The 17,455-nt window shown below is 71.5% G+C and carries 14 protein-coding genes and 2 pseudogenes; 9 read left to right on the top strand and 7 right to left on the bottom strand.

Translation table 11 applies throughout. From position 1 onward, the window contains the following. Together ACWJ6R_RS04490 and ACWJ6R_RS04485 are read left to right on the top strand one after the other, a co-directional pair. Positions 1-1,631: hypothetical protein (locus ACWJ6R_RS04490; RefSeq protein WP_449060962.1), on the top strand; the 1,631-nt coding region annotated here is incomplete at its 5' end. Positions 1,632-1,758: 127 nt separating this feature from the next. Then, positions 1,759-4,343: pseudogene (locus tag ACWJ6R_RS04485) on the top strand (phosphoenolpyruvate carboxylase). A gap of 188 nt (positions 4,344-4,531) precedes the next feature. Here the strand turns inward: ACWJ6R_RS04485 and ACWJ6R_RS04480 are convergent. From ACWJ6R_RS04480 to ACWJ6R_RS04450, 7 genes are all read right to left on the bottom strand, one after another. Then, positions 4,532-4,975: an RloB family protein gene (locus ACWJ6R_RS04480; RefSeq protein WP_449060961.1), complete on the bottom strand. Its 444-nt coding sequence runs from the start codon at positions 4,973-4,975 to the stop codon at positions 4,532-4,534. Positions 4,976-5,055: 80 nt separating this feature from the next. Further along, the gene (locus tag ACWJ6R_RS04475) at positions 5,056-6,330 is read right to left on the bottom strand and encodes an AAA family ATPase (protein WP_449060960.1); all 1,275 of its coding nucleotides are present in this window, start codon (positions 6,328-6,330) and stop codon (positions 5,056-5,058) included. Positions 6,331-6,553: 223 nt separating this feature from the next. Continuing rightward, positions 6,554-6,925, bottom strand: coding sequence for a type II toxin-antitoxin system VapC family toxin (locus tag ACWJ6R_RS04470; RefSeq protein WP_189240213.1), 372 nt, complete (start codon positions 6,923-6,925; stop codon positions 6,554-6,556). A 2-nt stretch (positions 6,926-6,927) separates the two neighbouring features. Further along, complete coding sequence (locus ACWJ6R_RS04465; RefSeq protein ID WP_449060959.1) at positions 6,928-7,179, bottom strand: type II toxin-antitoxin system Phd/YefM family antitoxin; 252 nt, start codon at positions 7,177-7,179, stop codon at positions 6,928-6,930. A gap of 142 nt (positions 7,180-7,321) precedes the next feature. After that, the gene (locus ACWJ6R_RS04460; RefSeq protein ID WP_449060958.1) at positions 7,322-8,788 is read right to left on the bottom strand and encodes an ATP-binding protein; all 1,467 of its coding nucleotides are present in this window, start codon (positions 8,786-8,788) and stop codon (positions 7,322-7,324) included. Positions 8,789-8,891: 103 nt separating this feature from the next. Then, positions 8,892-9,788, bottom strand: a complete 897-nt coding sequence (gene fdhD / locus ACWJ6R_RS04455; RefSeq protein ID WP_449060957.1) for a formate dehydrogenase accessory sulfurtransferase FdhD — start codon at positions 9,786-9,788, stop codon at positions 8,892-8,894. 83 nt (positions 9,789-9,871) lie between these two features. Then, positions 9,872-12,094, bottom strand: a complete 2,223-nt coding sequence (locus ACWJ6R_RS04450) for an FdhF/YdeP family oxidoreductase (protein ID WP_449060956.1) — start codon at positions 12,092-12,094, stop codon at positions 9,872-9,874. A 168-nt stretch (positions 12,095-12,262) separates the two neighbouring features. Between ACWJ6R_RS04450 and ACWJ6R_RS04445 the strand changes: the two are divergent. The 7 genes and pseudogenes from ACWJ6R_RS04445 to bfr all read left to right on the top strand — a co-directional run bounded on the left by ACWJ6R_RS04445 (position 12,263) and on the right by bfr (position 17,333). Beyond that, positions 12,263-13,114, top strand: a pseudogene (locus tag ACWJ6R_RS04445) (biotin--[acetyl-CoA-carboxylase] ligase). Positions 13,115-13,147: 33 nt separating this feature from the next. Further along, positions 13,148-13,669 carry a PH domain-containing protein gene (locus ACWJ6R_RS04440; protein WP_449060955.1) on the top strand — a complete coding sequence of 174 codons (522 nt, stop codon included), beginning with the start codon at positions 13,148-13,150 and terminating at the stop codon, positions 13,667-13,669. Further along, positions 13,666-14,646, top strand: coding sequence for an adenylate/guanylate cyclase domain-containing protein (locus tag ACWJ6R_RS04435; protein ID WP_449060954.1), 981 nt, complete (start codon positions 13,666-13,668; stop codon positions 14,644-14,646). The genes ACWJ6R_RS04440 and ACWJ6R_RS04435 overlap by 4 nt, the downstream gene beginning before the upstream one ends. A gap of 117 nt (positions 14,647-14,763) precedes the next feature. Then, on the top strand, positions 14,764-15,849 hold the full coding sequence (locus ACWJ6R_RS04430) for an S-(hydroxymethyl)mycothiol dehydrogenase (RefSeq protein WP_449060953.1): 1,086 nt from the start codon (positions 14,764-14,766) through the stop codon (positions 15,847-15,849). Then, positions 15,846-16,457 (top strand): MBL fold metallo-hydrolase, encoded by a 612-nt coding sequence (locus ACWJ6R_RS04425; RefSeq protein WP_449060952.1) that lies wholly within the window; start codon positions 15,846-15,848, stop codon positions 16,455-16,457. Before ACWJ6R_RS04430 ends, ACWJ6R_RS04425 begins: the two co-directional genes overlap by 4 nt. Positions 16,458-16,655: 198 nt before the next feature. Next, complete coding sequence (locus ACWJ6R_RS04420; protein WP_084007991.1) at positions 16,656-16,835, top strand: (2Fe-2S)-binding protein; 180 nt, start codon at positions 16,656-16,658, stop codon at positions 16,833-16,835. 15 nt (positions 16,836-16,850) lie between these two features. Next, on the top strand, positions 16,851-17,333 hold the full coding sequence (gene bfr, locus ACWJ6R_RS04415) for a bacterioferritin (RefSeq protein ID WP_191894300.1): 483 nt from the start codon (positions 16,851-16,853) through the stop codon (positions 17,331-17,333). Positions 17,334-17,455: the final 122 nt, after the last annotated feature.

Below are 17,455 nucleotides of genomic sequence, written 5' to 3'. Positions count from 1 at the left end.
CCGCGGGTCCGGGCGCGGGAGGTCCGGGCTCCGACGCGGCCGCGGGCGCGGGCGCCGTCCCCGTGGGGCCCGCGGTGTTCGCCCGGCTCAAGCTCAGGCTGATCGCCGGGAACCTGCGCGGCGACACCACCCGGCTGCTCGGCTTCATCTTCACCCTGCTGGCCGCGCTCGTCGTCGCGGCCCTGGGCTTCTCCGCCATGGCCATGCTCCGCTCGGCGTCCCCGCAGGTCGCCGCCGACGTGGTGACCGTGCTGTTCACCATGCTCCTGGTCGGCTGGGTGGTCGTCCCGCTGCTCGCCTTCGGCCTGGACGACACGCTCGACCCGTCCCGCCTCGCGCTCTTCCCGCTCGGCACGGGCCGGCTGGCGGCCGGCATGTTCACCGCCTCGGTCACCGGCGTCTGGCCCGCCGCCACGCTGTTCGCCACGTTCGGCGCGATCGCCGGCCTGGCGGCGGGCGCCGGCGGCGTGCTGCTCGGCACGGTGGCCGTGCTGCTCCAGTTCGCCCTGTGCATCGTCACCTCCCGGCTGGTCACCACCTCGCTCTCCGGCCTGCTGCGCACCCGCCGCGGCCGGGACGTGCTCGCGGTCTCGGTGATCTTCTTCATCCTGGCCGCCCAGCTGCCCAACCTCCTGCTCAACCAGGGCTTCGCCGGAGACCCGCAGGCGATGCTGCACCAGATCGCCTCGGTGCTGCGCTGGACCCCGCCGGGCATGGCCGCGCACGCCGTCGCCGACGGCGGGCCCGCGGCCCTGGCCGAGGTGGTCTTCCTCGCCCTCCTGGCCGCCGGGCTCGGCTTCCTGTGGATCGCGGCCCTGCGCCGGGCCATGGTCACCACGGACGCCTCCACCGAGGGGGCCTCCGTCCGCAACTCCCGCGGCCTGCTGGCCCGCTTCCTGCCCGACGGCCCGCTCGCCGCGGTCGCCACCAAGGAGCTCCGGTACGCCCGCCGCGACCCCCGCGGCCGGGTCGGCTGGTTCGCCGCCCTCGCGGTCACCGGCGTGATGGCCTTCTCCCTCAACAACGGCAGCGAGGGCGCGACCCCCGGCCCGGCGCTCGCCATCGGCCCCGCCTGCCTGGGCGCGCTGATGATCGGCCTGCAGTCGTGCAACTCCTTCGGCATCGACGGCCGCTCGCTGTGGATGAACTCCATGGTGTACGGCACCGCCCGGGACTGGCGGACCGACCTCGCCGGGCGGCACCTGGCCGTGGCCGTGATCGCGGTCCCCGCGCTCACCGTGCTGGCCGTGGTCGCGGGATTCCTGGCCGGGAACCCGCTCTGGGCGGTGCCCGCGACGCTCACCGCCTGGGGCGTGCTGGGGGTGGGGCTGGGCGTGGGCGCGCTGAGCAGCGTGCTGATGCCGTACACGGTGCCGGAGCGGCTCAACGCCTTCACCGGCGCGGCCCCGGGCCAGGGCGGCATCGCCTTCGCGGGCTCGTTCGGCACGATGATCGGCACCGCCCTGCTCGCGCTGCCCGTCGCGCTGCCCGTGCTGCTCGGCGCGACCTGGGTCTGCGCGGTCGCCGTGCCGTACGGCGTGCTGATCGCCGCGGTCGGCCGCAGGATCGCCGGGAACCTCGGCTTCGCCCGGTATCCGGAGATCCTGGCCTCGATCTCGCAGCCCGCCTGAGCGGCCTGCGATTGGTCTAGTCCAATAGGTGAGACCGGTCGCCGCGGGGGAAAACGGACTCGATACCCTGGCAGGCATGTCCGCCAGCGCGCCCAACCAGGCAGAACGTTCTTCCGCTGTCACCGAGATGCCCGACGAGCTCCGCGCGGACGTGCGGCTGCTCGGCGGGCTGCTGGGCCAGGTCATCGCCGAGCACGGCGGCGACGACCTGCTCGCCGATGTCGAACGCCTCCGCAAAGCCGTCATCGCGGCCCGCCGCGGGAAGATCTCCGTCGACGAGATCACCTCGATGGTCGCCGGATGGCCGGTCAGCCGGGCGGTCAAGATCGCCCGCGCCTTCACCTGCTACTTCCACCTGGCGAACCTGGCCGAGGAGCACTTCCGCATCCGCACGCTCCGCGTCCGCGACACCGGTGAGGAGCCGCTGCCCGAGTCGCTGGCCCAGGCCGTCCAGGAGCTCGGCGGCGAGCGCGTCGCCGAGCTGGTCGGCGACCTGCGGCTGCACCCGGTGCTGACCGCGCACCCCACCGAGGCGCGCAGGCGCGCGGTGGTCACCGCGATCCAGCGGATCAGCGCCCAGCTCGCCGCCTACAACAGCCCCGAGCGGGCGCGGCCGAGCGCGCCGAGACGCGGCGGCGGCTGCTGGAGGAGATCGACCTGCTCTGGCGGACCGCCCAGCTCCGGCACACCAAGCTCGACCCGCTGGACGAGGTCCGCACCGCCATGGCGGCCTTCGACGAGACGCTGTTCCGGATGGTCCCGCAGGTCTACCGGACGATGGACGCCGCGCTCGGCGAGGGCAGCGGCACCCGCGAGCCGCTGGCCCGGCCCTTCATCCGCTACGGCAGCTGGATCGGCGGCGACCGCGACGGCAACCCCAACGTCACCGCCAAGGTCACCCGCGACGCCGTGCTCATCCAGGCCGAGCACGTGCTGATCGCGCTGGAGAACGCCACCTCGCGGATCGGCCGGACCCTCACCGTGACCGCCGAGTACACCCCGGCCTCGCCGGAGCTGCGGGCCGCGCTGACCCAGGCCGAGCACGACCACCCCGAGCTGGTCTCGGAGATGGCCACCCGCTCGCCGCGGGAGCCGCACCGCCAGTGGCTGCTGTTCGTCGCGGCCCGCATCGCCGCCACCCGGCAGCGCGGCCTCGACCTGGCCTACCGCTCGCCGGAGGAGTTCCTGGCCGACCTGCGCCTCGCCCAGGACTCCCTGGCGGCCGCCGGGGCCAGGCGGCAGGCCTACGGCGAGCTGCAGCACCTGATCTGGCAGGCGGAGACCTTCGGCTTCCACCTGGCCGAGCTGGAGGTGCGCCAGCACTCCCAGGTCCACGCCGCCGCGCTGGCCGAGATCGCCGAGGGCGAGACCTCCGAGCGCACCGAGGAGGTCCTGGCCACCGTCCGGACGATCGGCTGGATCCAGGAGCGGTTCGGCGTGACCGCCTGCTCCCGCTACGTCGTCTCCTTCACCCGCTCGGCCGCCGACATCGCCGCCGTCTACGACCTGGCCGCGCACGCGCTCGGCGAGCGCGCCCCGGTGCTCGACGTGGTGCCGCTCTTCGAGTCCGGCGCCGACCTGGCCGCTGCGCCCGCCGTGCTCTCCGGGATGCTGGAGATCCCCGGCGTCCAGGCCCGCCTCGCGGCGAGCGGCAGGCGGCTGGAGGTCATGCTCGGCTACTCCGACTCCGCCAAGGAGCTCGGCCCGGCCGCCGCCACCCTGAAGCTGTACGAGGCGCAGGAGGCGCTGGCCGCCTGGGCCGCGGAGCACGACGTGAAGCTGACGCTCTTCCACGGCCGCGGCGGCGCCCTGGGCCGCGGCGGCGGCCCGGCCAACCGGGCGGTGCTCGCCCAGGCGCCCGGCTCGGTCGGCGGCCGGTTCAAGGTCACCGAGCAGGGCGAGGTCATCTTCGCCCGGTACGGCCACGAGGCCATCGCCCGCCGCCACCTGGAGCAGGTCACCTCGGCGGTGCTGCTGGCCTCCACGCCGACCGTCGAGGCCCGCACGGCCGAGGCCGCCGGACGGTTCCGCACGCTGGCCCAGCAGGTCGCCTCCGCCTCGGAGAAGGCCTACCGCTCGCTCACCGAGGCGCCCGGCTTCCCCGAGTGGTTCTCGCTGGTCAGCCCGCTGGAGGAGATCGGCTCGCTGCGCCTGGGCTCCCGCCCGGCCCGTCGCGGCCTGGGCGCCCCCAAGTCGCTGGACGACCTGCGGGCCATCCCGTGGGTGTTCGCCTGGGCGCAGACCCGGGTCAACCTGCCCGGTTGGTACGGCCTGGGCAGCGGCCTGGCGGCGGTCGCCTCCGCGACCGGCATGGACGAGCTGCGCGCCGCCTACCGCGAGTGGCCGCTGTTCGCCGCCCTGCTGGACAACGCGGAGATGTCCCTGGCCAAGACCGACCGGGACATCGCCTCCCGCTACCTGGCCCTCGGCGGCCGGGAGGACTTCCTGGAGCAGGTCCTCACCGAGTACGACCTGACCCGCCGCCTGGTCCTGGAGGTCACCGGCCACACCCGCCTGCTGGAGAACCGCCGGGTGCTGTCGCGCGCGGTCCAGCTCCGCGACCCGTACGTGGACGCGCTCTCGCACCTGCAGCTGCGCGCCCTGTCCCGGCTGCGCGCCGACGACCTGCCGGACGAGGAGCGCGACCGCCTGTCGACGCTCCTGCTCCTGTCGGTCAACGGCGTCGCCGCCGGCCTGCAGAACACCGGCTGACCCGAGCCGCGCCGTACGGCCCCGCCACAGGGCCGTACGCGCCCGGCCGCCCGCCTGCCATGGCGATGTCACGGGGCAGCGGCTCTTGTCCGGTCCCGTTCAAGGCTCGATCGCTTTGAGCAGGTCGCCCATTGTGGAGGATGGATTGTCGCCGGGGAACGAGCTCTGGTTCTGTTCGTGACGTTTGGTCAGCAGAGCCGCACGTTGTGACGCCGCTTGCCGCCGCGGCATGTACTGATCGGCGTCGATCCGTTTTCCAGGACGTCGTCGAGTTTGCGACTCCTGCGCTCGGCGTCGCTGGTGTTCATGAAAGCAGTCTGGTCCTCGAAGTGAAGGATCAGCCACAGCTCGAAGCAGGGATTCGAGACGGCCAGGTGGATCCCATGCTCATCGGCCAGTCGTACGGCTTGCCTCAGGTTCGGGTGGTTCTGGGGCCATTCGACGTCGAACACGCACCAGCACTCATCGACTTCGTCGTCGCGGATTCGCTCGATCGCACGTTTCACCAGGGTCAGCGGGACGCCCTGCTCGGGATCGATCTCGATGCTGACGGAGGTGTTGGCGCGGACCTCCGGAAGCCGTTTCAAAGCACCTACGTAGTCGGGTTCGGAGGCTTCACCTTCACAGAACACCACAACGGTCTTGCGTTCTGGACGGTTGGCGACCTTCCGTCTGAGGCCTTTCGGCCTGCCTCTTCGCGTTGCCATCCGAGTCAGCCGATCAGTCCGAGTGCGCGGAGGATTTCGGTACGGTCGACATCCGGTAACGCGCCGAACCGGCCGTGCAGGTACGCCTTCTCCAGATTCTGGGACCTTCTCACCCGCTCGCCGGCGAATTCGGCCAGTGCGCCGAGGCGGGTCATGCCCTCCTCCGTCTTCTCGGTCAGCCACACCTCGTCCCGGTTGAGGTGATTGAGCAGACTCGTGTCATGGGAGGTGAAGACCAGCTGTGCGCCTGCCGGGTTCGTCGTCGGGTCATGGAAGAGCCGGATCAGCTGCATGGACAGGGTCGGATGAAGGCTCGCATCCAGTTCGTCGAAGAGCAGCAGCGATCCGGACCTGAGCGCGGCCAGTACCGGTCCGATGAGCTGGAACCAGGTACGCGTGCCCTCTGACTCCACCGCGAAATCGAGCGGTACTCTTTCGTGCGCCGTCCGGTGGACCAGACGTACTCTGCGCTGTGTTCGCGTGCCTTCCAGGTAGGGGATCTCCTGATCATCGATCATCACGTCGTCGATGCCGAGATCGGCCAGTCGCAGCAGAGCCAGGGCCTGGTTCCGATCTGCTTGGAAGGATCTGTCCAGCTCCTCGAATCCCGGCAACGACAGCTGGTCGCCGTCGGAAGCGTCTTCGAACCAGCGAAGTGTCGAACGCGCGGAGCCGTAATACGAAGGTCGCTTGCTGCGTGACATCAATCCGAGTGTCTGAGTCGAGGTCAGGCCATGCGCGAAGTCGGAGACGAGAGGCTCCTCGAATCGCCGGGCGATCGACAGCGCGAGTGTGCGAGCCGTCAGCAGTTCGCGCGTGCCCGATAAGCTGCCGAGACCACGTTGGAGCTTGAGTTCGTTCCCCTCGCGCTCGAATATCCGTCGCCTTTTCTTCTCCGGATAGTGGAACAAGGCTTCGTAGCGGACCGCTTGCCGGTCGAGTTCGACGACGTATTCGAATCGCACGCCTGACACGACGGCCTCGATGGTGAACTCCGAGGGCCGGTCTCCGCCTCCGGAGAACGCGAACGGCTCGACGGGAATCCCGTCGTCCCAGAAGCGCAGTGAATCCTGGACGGCGTTTCGCAGCCAGGTTAGTGCGGCGATGACGTTCGACTTGCCCGAGGCGTTGGGGCCGAAGACGGCCGCGACGGGCAGCAGGCTCTCGCCCAGATTGGGTGCTGGACGTGCCTCAGCTCGATCCCGATCGACGGCGACCATCGACAACTCGACGGGATCGAGCACCGAACGGAAGTTGGCCACCTCGAAGCGGATCAGCACGGCACTCCTTCTTCCCGCATGTATGTGGTCACTATACTCGTGATTTCGTAGATAATCTGCGAATTTAGGGCTCTGCCTGCACTCCCTGTGCGGCCATGGGTTCGCCCCTGGCCGATCCGCAGCAGGAGACCCGCGATGGGTCAGTTCGACGGCGTGAACAGGATCACCGGATCGACACGTCTGGCCAGGGCGTCTCCGATGAGCGCCGAGGCCGCGGTGAAGGTCAGGCGCGGAGCAGCATGACGTCGTATTTCTGGATCTCCTCGTCCCGGGTGACCAGTGTCAGTCCTTCGCAGCGCGCCTGCGCGATGAGCATGCGGTCGAAGGGGTCGCGGTGCAGGGGCGGCAGCCGGGCCGCGGTGAGGGCGTGCGTGGGCGTGATCACGAGTTCGCGCAGCTCGCAGCCGAGGATCTTCTCCGGGAGATCCGCCGGCGCGAGCTTGCCGAGAGCCTGCTTGATGCCCACCTCCCAGATGGTGGCCGCGCTCACGAAGACGTCGCTCTCCGTGTCGATCAGGTCCTTGATCTCGCCGGACAGCGTCTCGTCGTCCGAGAGCCACCAGAGGATCACGTGGGTGTCCAGCAGCAGCCGCATGGTCAGAGCCCGAACTCCCCGGCGATGCCCTCGTTGACCTGTCGTGTGTCCCAGTCATCCGCCATGGCGAGTGTCCCCCGCAGGGACCCCCGGCCACGGCGGCGGACGGATGTCCTGAGCGGTACGACCTTCGCGATGGGCCGGCCCGCTCGGGAGATGACCACCTCCTCGCCGTGCTCCACACGCTCCAGGATCCTGGAGAGCTGGGTCTTCGCCTCGTGGATGTTGAACTGCTCGGCCGCCTCGCCTGCCACGTTCCCCTCCTGTCGATCTGGGTTAGCTAGACTTAGTCTAGTTCTTCGCTTCTCGTGAGCGTGGGAAACCGCGGCCACCGTCGATCCAGCCGGATTGCGCTGTGGTGACTACGAAGGTCCGCCGATGTGGTCGGCGGCGGGCTCAGGCCGGGCCGTACAGGTCGTCGAGCCCGACCAGGTCGACCTCTCCGCGGTCCCTCGCCTGGAGGAGTTCCTCGGTGAATCCGGCCCCGGAATAGCACACCAGCCGGGTCTGCGAGCTGTCGTATCTGTCGTTGCGGCGGATCAGCCCGTGAATGTCCCGAAGCCGCGCCAGGTGTCCGAGCCCCATCGTCTCGTCCCATTTGACCTCTCCGATGGCGAGCAGCGGGGGTATGCCGTCCTCGGCGTGGCCGACGGCCGCGACGTCCACCTCGTGCGTGGTCCGGGCGGCCGGATCGTTGACGGTCCCGGCGGTCACCTGGGCGGGCCAGCCGCCGAAGCGCTCCTCGGCGAAGTACAGCGTCCACTCCCGGCACACCCGCTCGAAGTGCGGACCGAGCACGTTCCCGGTGAACCGCTGCCGGACGCGCTGCCAGATCTGCTCGGTGGCGGTGCCGCGCAGGAGCTGCGGCCAGAAGGGGCGCATCATCGCGTGGTAGAAGGCGAGCAGCGGCTCCTTGATCCGGAAGTCGGTGCGGTTGCCGCGGAAGGCGTCGGTCTCGCGCTCGATGAGCCCGGCGTCCTCCAGGACGGTCAGCGGATGGGAGAGCTCGTTGCTCTTGCGGCCCACGTACCCGGCGATCCCGCCCCGCCCGCTGTTGCCTTCGGCGATGGCGCTCAGCACCGAGTGGTAGAGGGCGCCGTCCCGCAGATCGGGCTCTTCCGCGAGGAGGTAGCGCGCCTCCAGGAACATCGGGCTGCCCGGAGACAGGACGGCCCGGACGACCCAGTCGTCGAAGTCGGCCGTGTCGCGGGGCGCGTCGTAACGGATCATCTCGGTGCGGTAGGCGGGCGTGCCGCCGACGACGGCGTGGACCATGAGGGCGAGCCGGGGGTCGTCCAGCTCCCAGAACCGCGCGGCGAGCCGGTAGTCGAGGGTGTTGACCGGCAGGTCCAGCGACGCCCGGCCGCGCAGCGGCGCGTTGCCGGAGAGCAGCCTCCCCATGAACGACATGGCCGAGCCGCACAGCAGCAGGCGCGTCTTCGAGGATGTGCGCTCGGCCCGGCGGGGAGCGTAGGCGCTCTGGATGATCGAGGGCAGCGCCGGGTTGGCGCGGGCGAGGTAGGGGAACTCGTCGATCACCACGGGGACCGGGCGGTCCTGCCCGATCCGCAGCAGGACGTCGATCACCATGGACCAGTTCGACGGCGTGAACGGGATCACCGGATTGAGATGCCTGGTCAGGGCATCCCCGATGAGCGTCAGGGACTCGGTGTCGGTCGCCTCCTGCGCCGAGAAGTAGAACCCGCCGAGCTCCTGGCAGAGTGCCTCCAGCAGGAAGCTCTTGCCCTGGCGGCGGCGGCCCGAGACGACGCCCAGCGTGGCCCCCGGTTGCTCGTCGGTCGCGAATTTCACCAGCGCCGCCCACTCGCGGTCGCGGTCGAACATGTCCTCCGGCTTCCGCATCCGTCCGCCTTCTGTGAGAAGTACAGTTATCAGAACTGTACTTCTCTCAGAGTCGCCTTGGCGGCGGGAGGAGACCGGTCCTCGGCCTGGGCAGCCGGGCGGATCAGCGGCCGGGCGCGGGAGCGCGGACGCGGTCCGGGCGGGAGTAGACGTTGAAGCGCTCGCCGCGCAGGAAGCCGACCAGCGTGATGCCGAACTCGCGGGCCAGGTCCACCGCCAGGGAGGACGGCGCGGAGACCGCGCAGACCACCGGCACGCCCGCGGCCAGGGCCTTCTGCAGGATCTCGTAGCTGGTCCGGCCGCTCACCATCAGCACCTGCCCGGCCAGCGGCAGCCGGCCGTCCAGCAGAGCCCGGCCGACCAGTTTGTCCACCGCGTTGTGCCGCCCCACGTCCTCGCGGAGCGCCACCAGGGCGCCGTCCGGGGTGAACAGCCCCGCCGCGTGCAGGCCGCCGGTCTTGCCGAACACGCCCTGGGCCCGCCGGAGCGCGTCCGGCAGGCCGTACAGGGTCCGCGGGGACAGCAGCGGGCCGGGCTCGGTCACCGGGACCGGGTGCCGGGAGTGCAGGGCGTCGAGGCTGGCGGCGCCGCAGACGCCGCAGGCGCTGGAGGTCGTGAAGTGCCGCTCCAGCGTCGGCAGCGCGGGCAGGCGCGCGCCGCGCAGCCGTACGGTGACCGTGTTGCGGCGCGCTTCGGGCGCCACGTCCGCGTCGGTGCAGTAGGAGATCGACGCGATGCCGCCGGGCTCCCCGGCGGATCCCTCAGTGGATCCTCCGGTGGGGACGACGCCCTCGCCGTACAGGAACCCGGCGGCCAGCTCGAAGTCGTGGCCGGGGGTGCGCATGGTGACGGCGACGGTACGGTGCTCGCCGCCCGCCGCCAAGCGGATCTCCAGCGGCTCCTCGGTGGCCAGGTCGTCGCGCCGGTCCCGCACCGCTCCGCCGGAGAACTCCCGGATCCGCACCCGGGTGGTCGGCCCCGGCGGCCGGGCCTCGTCCACCTGCGGCTCCTGCCCTCCGCCCGGGGCGCCGGTCCCGCCGGGAGACGGATCCGGCCCGCCTCGGGCGACACCGTCGCCGGTGGTCACGAGGGCAGCTTCGTGATCGTGGCGAGGGCGTTGTAGTCGGGAATGCGGGCGTCGGGGGAGCGGCGGGAGGCGTCCAGCAGGACGTTCCCCTCCGGCCAGTGGATCTGCAGGTTGCCGGGCATCAGCGGGGCCCGCAGCACCCGGCCGCGGAACGCCCGCTCCCCGGCGACCGCGCGCAGCTCCACCGCGTCGCCGTCGGCCAGGCCGAGCCGGTCGGCGTCGTGGGCGCTGATCAGGACGGCCTCGCGGGTGGCGCCGTTGAAGCCGTCGCGCCGCTCGTGGACCATGCTGTTGAACTGCTTGCCGCGCCGGGTGGCGACCATGAACGACCCGTCGGGGCGCTCCAGGGCCGGCAGGGAGACGGGGGCGAAGCGTCCCCGCCCGTCGGGGGTGGGGAACCGGCCGCCGGGGCACAGGTGCCGCCCGCCGTACTGCACGTTGTCCCCGAACGCCGACAGCCCGGCGATGCCCTCGTAGAACGGCACGGCCCGTTCGATGTCCGCGCGGATCTCCGCGGTGCCTGAGTAGCGGAGCCGGTCGGCCAGCTCCGGCCGGGCGCGGGCGGCCAGCTCGGTGAAGATCTGCCACTCGGGCCGGGCCTCGCCGATCCGGGGGCCCTCGACCTCGGGGGAGAAGATGATCCGCCGCTCGGTGGAGGTCTCGGTGACGCCGCCGGCCATCTCGTAGCGGGTCTGGGCGGGCAGCAGCAGCACGTCGCCGTCGTCGGCGGGGACGAGCATCTGCGACGAGAGCACGATGTCGACGTGCACGCGCAGCCGCAGGCGCGACAGGGCCTCGCGGCAGTAGGCCGGGTCGGGGAGGACCTCCAGGAAGTTGCCGCCGCTGGAGACGAGGGCGTCCAGCTCGCCGGAGTGGGCCGCGTCGATCATGTCGGTCGCGGTCAGGCCGGGCCCGGTGGGCACCTCGAAGCCCCACAGATCGGCGAAGCGCCGGGCGTTCTCCTCGGTGACGGGCAGGCCGCCGGGCAGGCCGGTGGCGTAGGCGCCCATCTCGGCGCCGCCCTGCACGCCGCTGTGGCCGCGGATCGGCATCAGCCCGCAGTGGTCGCGGCCGACGAAGCCCCTGGCCAGCGCGAGGTTCACGATCGCCCGGACATTGTCCTCGCCGTAGGTGTGCTGGGTGATGCCCATCGACCAGACCAGCACCGCCGACCTCGCCTCGCCCAGCAGCCCGGCCAGCTCGCGCATCCGCTCCCGGGTCGCGCCCGACAGCGCCTCCAGCTCCTCCCAGGACTGCCCGGCGACGGCCTGGCGCACCTCCTCGAAGCCGGTCGTGTGCTCGGCCACCCAGGCCTCGTCCACCCGGCCGGTCTCGATCAGGTGCTTGAGCACGCCGTTCAGGAACCCGATGTCGCCGCCGACGTTCACCCCGAAGAAATGGTCGGTGATCTTCGTGCCGAAGAGCGCGGACTCGGCGTTGGACGGCACCCAGTACTTGTCCATGCCGGGCTCGCGGTAGGCGTTGACCATCGCGACCTTCGTCCCGGCCTTCTTGGCGTGGTAGAGGTACTTCATCGCGACCGGCTGGTTGTTCGACGGGTTGGAGCCGATGAAGACGATCAGGTCCGAGCCGATCCAGTCGGTGTAGGAGCAGGTGGTGGCCGCCGCGCCGATCGACTGCTTGAGCGCCACGGTCGAGGGCGAGTGGCAGATCCGGGCCGCGTTGTCCACCGAGTTCGAGCCCAGCGCCCGCACCGCCTTCTGCGCGGCGAAGTAGTTCTCGTTCGGCACGCCCCGGCTGGTCAGGTAGACCCCGAACCGGGATCCGTCGCGCAGGTGCGGCGCGGCCAGGTCCAGCGCCTCGTCCCAGCCGATCCGGGTGAAACCGGGCTCGCCCGCCCGCCGCAGCATCGGGTACGGCAGGCGCCCCAGGTCGCGCAGCTCCGCGCTGCGCCTGCGCTCCAGGCCGGAGACGTCGGCCAGCAGCGAGACGTCGAGCGCGGGCATGGTGTTCAGCTTGAGCAGCCGGAGCCGGATGTTGCACAGGTGGACCTCGTCCATGGTCCAGTCGCGCATGCCCTTGGTCCCCAGCGCGCACCCGTCGCAGGTCCCCTGGGTGAGGAGCCGCCAGGCGTAGCGGCGGTTGCCCTTCACCGACCGGAACGCCTTGACCAGCTCCAGGTAGTTGTTCGGCTTGCGCTCGCCGATCCCGAAGGGCTTCCAGCTCGCCCAGTTGCGCGGGTCGAGACGTCTCCTCACGCGCCCGTTCCTCATGCGTTCCATTCTTCGCCCTCTTCCGGCCGGTACGGCGGGCGGGCGGGACCCGTCCGTCGGCTCAATATACGTTCGCGGCGTCCCCCCGCCGCCGCCCCCGCCCGCCGCTCCCGGCGGGCGCCGGGCGGTCGCGCGGGGAGGGAAGATGGAGGGGTGACAGCGTCCTCGTCGTCTCCGGCGTCTCCGGCGTCCCCCTTCACCGACCTCGACCGCCCGCCCCTCTCGCAGGCGGCGCTCACCCGCGCGCTCGTCCGTCCCGGCGGGCTCTGGTCGGGCGTCACCGTCGTCGGCAGGACCGGCTCGACGAACGCCGACCTGGCGCAGGCCGCCCCGCGACGGCGCCCGGCAGGGAGCCGTGGTCATCGCGGAGTCGCAGGCGGCCGGGCGGGGCAGGCTCGGCCGGGTCTGGTCGGCGCCGCGCGCGCGGGCCTGACGTTCTCGATGCTGCTGCGGCCCGACCCGTCCCCGGCCCGCCAGGGCTGGCTCCCGCTGCTCGTCGGCCTGGCCGCGGCGTCGGCGGTGCGCCGGGTGGCGGAGGTCGACGTCCGTCTGAAGTGGCCCAACGACCTGCTGATCGGGGAGCGCAAGCTCGCCGGCGTGCTCGCCGAGCGGGTCGGCGACGCCGTGGTCGTCGGCGTCGGGCTCAACGTGAGCCTGCGCGCCGACGAGCTCCCGGTGGAGACGGCCACCTCGCTCGCCCTGGAGAACGCCGCCTGCGCCGACCGGGACCCGCTCGTCCGGGCGGTGCTCCGGGAGGTCGAGACGCACTACCGCGAGTGGTCCGAGGCGGACGGCGACGCCGACGCGTGCGGGCTGCGGGCCGCCTACCTGGGCGTCAGCGCGACGGTCGGCAGGCAGGTCAGGGTGGAGCTGCCGGGGGAGCGGGTGCTCACCGGCCTGGCCACCGGCGTCGACCAGGCCGGGCACCTGGTGGTGGAGTCGGACGGTCGGGAGCACACGCTCAGCGCGGGGGACGTCGTGCACGTCCGCCCCCGGGAGTCCTGACGCCGAGCCTCAGGTCGTGCCACGATTCGTCCCATGGGTCTCCCCGATCACCACCTGACGGAGGGGGAGCGGCGCATCCGGTCGTTCCGCCCGCACTGGAAGTGCCTGGCCGTCCCGTTCCTGGCGCTGCTCCTCATCGCCGCCGCCTCCGGTGCCGCGATGTACTTCATGCCCGCCTTCGCGTACGAGGGGTACGCGCGGGTGGGCGTGGCCGTCGTCGCCGTCGGACTGCTCACCGTGTGGACGTTCGTGCCGTACCTGCAGTGGCGGAACACCTCGTACGTGCTCACCTCGCACCGGTTCACGATCAGCACGGGCGTGCTGAGCAAGTCGCACGACGACATCCCGATGAGCAAGGTCAACACGGTCAGCGCGGACCAGACCCTCTGGGAGCGGCTCTTCGGCTGCGGCACCCTCAACGTCGAGTCGGCGGGCGAGCAGGGCCGCATCACGCTCCGCGACATCCCGCGCATCCAGGAGGTGCGGGCCGAGCTGTTCCAGGCGCTGGACGACGCCGCCGACGGCGAGCCGGACGACGAGGTGCGGCGGAGGTGACGGGCCGTCCGACGGCCGAGCAGATCGAGCGTCTGTTCGTCGGCCCGCCGCCCCGGTACACCAGGGTCCAGGTCGCCGAGATCTCCGGGATCCCGCAGAGCTTCACCGAGCGGATCTGGCGGGCGCTGGGGTTCGCCACGCTCGCCGACGACGCGGTGGCCTTCACCGACGCCGACGTGGCCATCCTCACGCGGGTCCGGGCGATGATGGAGAGCGGCCTGCTGGACGAGCCCACGGTCATCCGGATGACCCGGGCGCTGGGACAGACCACCGCCAGGCTCGCGCAGTGGCAGGCCGAGATCGTGATCGGCGCCATGCTCGACCCGGACCGGCCGCCCGGCGACGCCGACCTGGCGGCGGTGATGGAGCTCGCGCGGGAGCTGCTGCCCGATTTCGAGCGGGTGCTGGTCCACGTCTGGCGCGCCCAGCTGGCCGCCGCAGGCACCCGGCTGCTCGCCATCACCGACCTGGCCGAGGAGCCGGCCCCGCCCACCCGGCTGACGCTCGCCGTGGGCTTCGCCGACCTGGTCTCCTTCACCCGGGTCTCCCGCGAGCTGGACGAGTACGGCCTGGCCGAGCTGGTCGAGGGCTTCGAGTCCCGGGCCGCCGACGTGGTGGCCGCGCACGGCGGGCGGCTGGTCAAGACCATCGGCGACGAGGTGCTGTTCACCGCGGCGGAGCCCGCCACGGCCGCCCGGATCGCGCTGGAGCTCGGCGAGGCGGTCCGGCGGGAGGGGCCCGACGTCCGGGTGGGGCTGGCCTACGGGCCGGTGCTGCCCATGATGGGCGACGTCTTCGGGACGACGGTCAACCTGGCCGCGCGGCTGACGGCGATCGCCCGCCCCGGCGCGGTCGTCGTCGACGAGGCCCTGGCCGGGGCGGTGGAGGGGACCGCCGGGATCGAGGTGCGCCGCATCCGGCGCAGGCCCGCCCGGGGCCTCGGCGTCGTGCAGCCGTACGTCCTGCGGCGCGTCTGAGGAGGGCCCGGGGGACGGGGGCCGCGGGACCGGGTCTGATAGGCATTGACTCGGGGGCCGGCCATGAAAAAGGCTGTCGCCGGTAGCCGGGATCAAGACTCGAAGGGCAAGGTGCGTATGCCGTACACCGTGCAGGGCGTGGTCGCGCGTGGCAAGGGGCAGGACGTCTCACTGGAGGCGGTCACGGTGCCCGATCCCGGACCCGGTGAGGCGGTGGTGAACGTTCAGGCGTGCGGGGTCTGCCACACCGATCTGCACTACCGCGAGGGCGGGATCAACGACGAGTTCCCGTTCCTGCTCGGGCACGAGGCCGCGGGCGTGGTCGAGGCGGTCGGCGCGGGGGTGACCGGCCTGGAGCCCGGTGACCACGTGATCCTCAACTGGCGGGCGGTCTGCGGTCAGTGCCGGGCGTGCCTGCGCGGCCGGCCGTGGTACTGCTTCGCCACCCACAACGCCACCCAGAAGATGACCTTGGAGGACGGCACCGAGCTGAGCCCGGCCCTGGGCATCGGCGCGTTCGCGGAGAAGACGCTGGTGGCGGCCGGGCAGTGCACCAAGGTGGACCCGGCGGCGGCCCCGGCGGTGGCGGGCCTGCTCGGCTGCGGGGTGATGGCGGGCATCGGCGCGGCGATCAACACCGGCGGGGTGACCCGCGGTGACAGCGTGGCCGTGATCGGCTGCGGCGGCGTGGGGAGCGCGGCCGTGCTGGGCGCCTCCCTGGCGGGCGCGGCGAGGATCATCGCGGTGGACGTCGACGACCGCAAGCTGGAATGGGCCAAGGGCTTCGGCGCGACCCACACGGTGAACTCGCGCCAGACCGACGCGGTGGAGGCGATCCGGGAGCTGACCGGCGGGTTCGGCGCGGACGTGGTGATCGAGGCGGTCGGCCGGCCGGAGACCTACCAGCAGGCCTTCTACGCCCGCGACCTGGCCGGGACGGTGGTCCTGGTCGGGGTGCCCACCCCGGAGATGACGCTGGAGCTGCCGCTGCTGGACGTCTTCGGGCGCGGCGGCGCGCTGAAGTCGAGCTGGTACGGCGACTGCCTGCCCAGCCGCGACTTCCCCATGCTCATCGACCTGTACCTGCAGGGGCGGCTGAACCTGGAGGGGTTCGTCACCGAGACGATCGGGCTCGGCGACGTCGAGGCCGCCTTCGCCAAGATGCACCGCGGCGAGGTCCTGCGCTCGGTGGTGGTCCTGTGATCGACAGGGTCGTCACCTCCGGGACCTTCAGCCTCGACGGCGGGACCTGGGACGTGGACAACAACGTCTGGCTGGTCGGTTCCGCCGAGGAGGTCGTCGTCATCGACGCAGCCCACGACGCCGGCGCCATCGCCGAGCGGGTCGGCGGCCGGTCGGTGACGGCGATCGTGTGCACGCACGCGCACAACGACCACGTCAACGCCGCCGTCGAGCTCGCCGCCCGGGTGGACGCGCCGATTCTGCTGCACCCGGCCGACCAGGTGCTGTGGGAGATGGTCCATCCCGGCACGCCGTACACGCCGCTGGCCGACGGCCAGGTGCTGACGGCGGGTGGGGTGGAGCTGACCGTGCTGCACACGCCGGGCCACGCGCCGGGCGCGGTCTGCCTGCACGCGCCGGACGTGGGCGCGGTCTTCACCGGCGACACCCTGTTCCAGGGCGGTCCCGGCGCGACCGGGCGGTCCTTCTCCTCCTTCGAGACGATCATCGACTCGATCCGGGGGCGGCTGCTGACGCTGCCGGAGCGCACGGTCGTGCACACCGGGCACGGCGACTCCACGACGATCGGCGCGGAGGCCCCGCATCTGGAGGAGTGGCTGAAGCGCTGACGGCGGCCGCGAGCCGCCGGACCCTCACGGAAAGGGATGGTCTGCCCCAAGAAGGCGTGGAACGGATGATCCACGCCTTCTCGGCATGAAGGGGTAGAAAAATCTATCCATCGCTAGGTAGGCAAGCCTAACCAAAGTGAGCTACCTTAGGCATGCCTTACCTATGCGGCCGTCTTCCCGAGAGGTGTCTCACCCGCCATGTACGTATGCGTCTGCCGTGCGGTCACGGAGAACGAGGTGCACGACTGCATCGCCGCCGGCGCCAGGAGCGCCAGGCAGATCCGCGACACCACCGGCGCGGGAGGGGACTGCGCTTCTTGCGTCCGGAGGATCTGTGCGATCCTGAAACGGTCTGAAGACCTGATGCCGACCGCATAGCACGAGGAGCCCGCCATGCAGGGCGACAAGCAGATAATCGAACTTCTCAACGAGCAGCTCACGGCCGAGCTGACTGCCATCAACCAGTACTTCCTGCACGCCAAGATGCAGGAGAACTGGGGATACACCAAGCTCGCGAAGTACACCCGCGAAGAGTCAATCGACGAGATGCGCCACGCGGAGAAGCTGACCGACCGCATCCTCTTCCTCGAAGGCCTGCCCAACTACCAGCGGCTGGGCACGCTGCACATCGGCCAGACCGTCGCCGAGCAGCTCCGCGCCGACCTCGACATCGAGCTCTCGGTCGTCCAGCGGCTCAAGCCGGGGATCGCCCTGATGCGGGAGAAGGGCGACATCACCTCGGCCCGGCTCTTCGAGGAGATCCTCCAGGACGAGGAGCACCACATCGACTACCTGGAGACCGAGCTGTCGCTGATCGACAGCCTCGGCGAGCAGCTCTACCTGGCCCGCTACGCGGAGCCGCCGTCGGCCTCCTGAGGCGAATCGCCGGAACACGCCCGTCAAGGTCACTCAGGTCGGGCGTGTTCTCTTTTGTCCCCGGAGTCCGCGCGGCTTTCCCGGGCCCCACCCCCCGCGACGGCACCCCCGGGCGGGGCCGT

The organism is Planomonospora algeriensis, from assembly GCF_977012225.1.
The sequence above is the reverse complement of the archived record's forward strand: the minus strand, read 5'-3'. Positions and strand labels throughout refer to the sequence as shown.

Bases quoted from the DNA above. Each gene is read 5' to 3' on its own strand.
- ACWJ6R_RS04460 (WP_449060958.1), bottom strand. From the start codon at position 8,788: ATGCGGAAGCCGGAGGACATGTTCGACCGCGACCGCGAGTGGGCGGCG.
- ACWJ6R_RS04440 (WP_449060955.1), top strand. From the start codon at position 13,148: ATGGGTCTCCCCGATCACCACCTGACGGAGGGGGAGCGGCGCATCCGG.
- ACWJ6R_RS04420 (WP_084007991.1), top strand. From the start codon at position 16,656: ATGTACGTATGCGTCTGCCGTGCGGTCACGGAGAACGAGGTGCACGAC.
- ACWJ6R_RS04430 (WP_449060953.1), top strand. From the start codon at position 14,764: ATGCCGTACACCGTGCAGGGCGTGGTCGCGCGTGGCAAGGGGCAGGAC.
- ACWJ6R_RS04470 (WP_189240213.1), bottom strand. From the start codon at position 6,925: ATGCGGCTGCTGCTGGACACCCACGTGATCCTCTGGTGGCTCTCGGAC.
- bfr (WP_191894300.1), top strand. From the start codon at position 16,851: ATGCAGGGCGACAAGCAGATAATCGAACTTCTCAACGAGCAGCTCACG.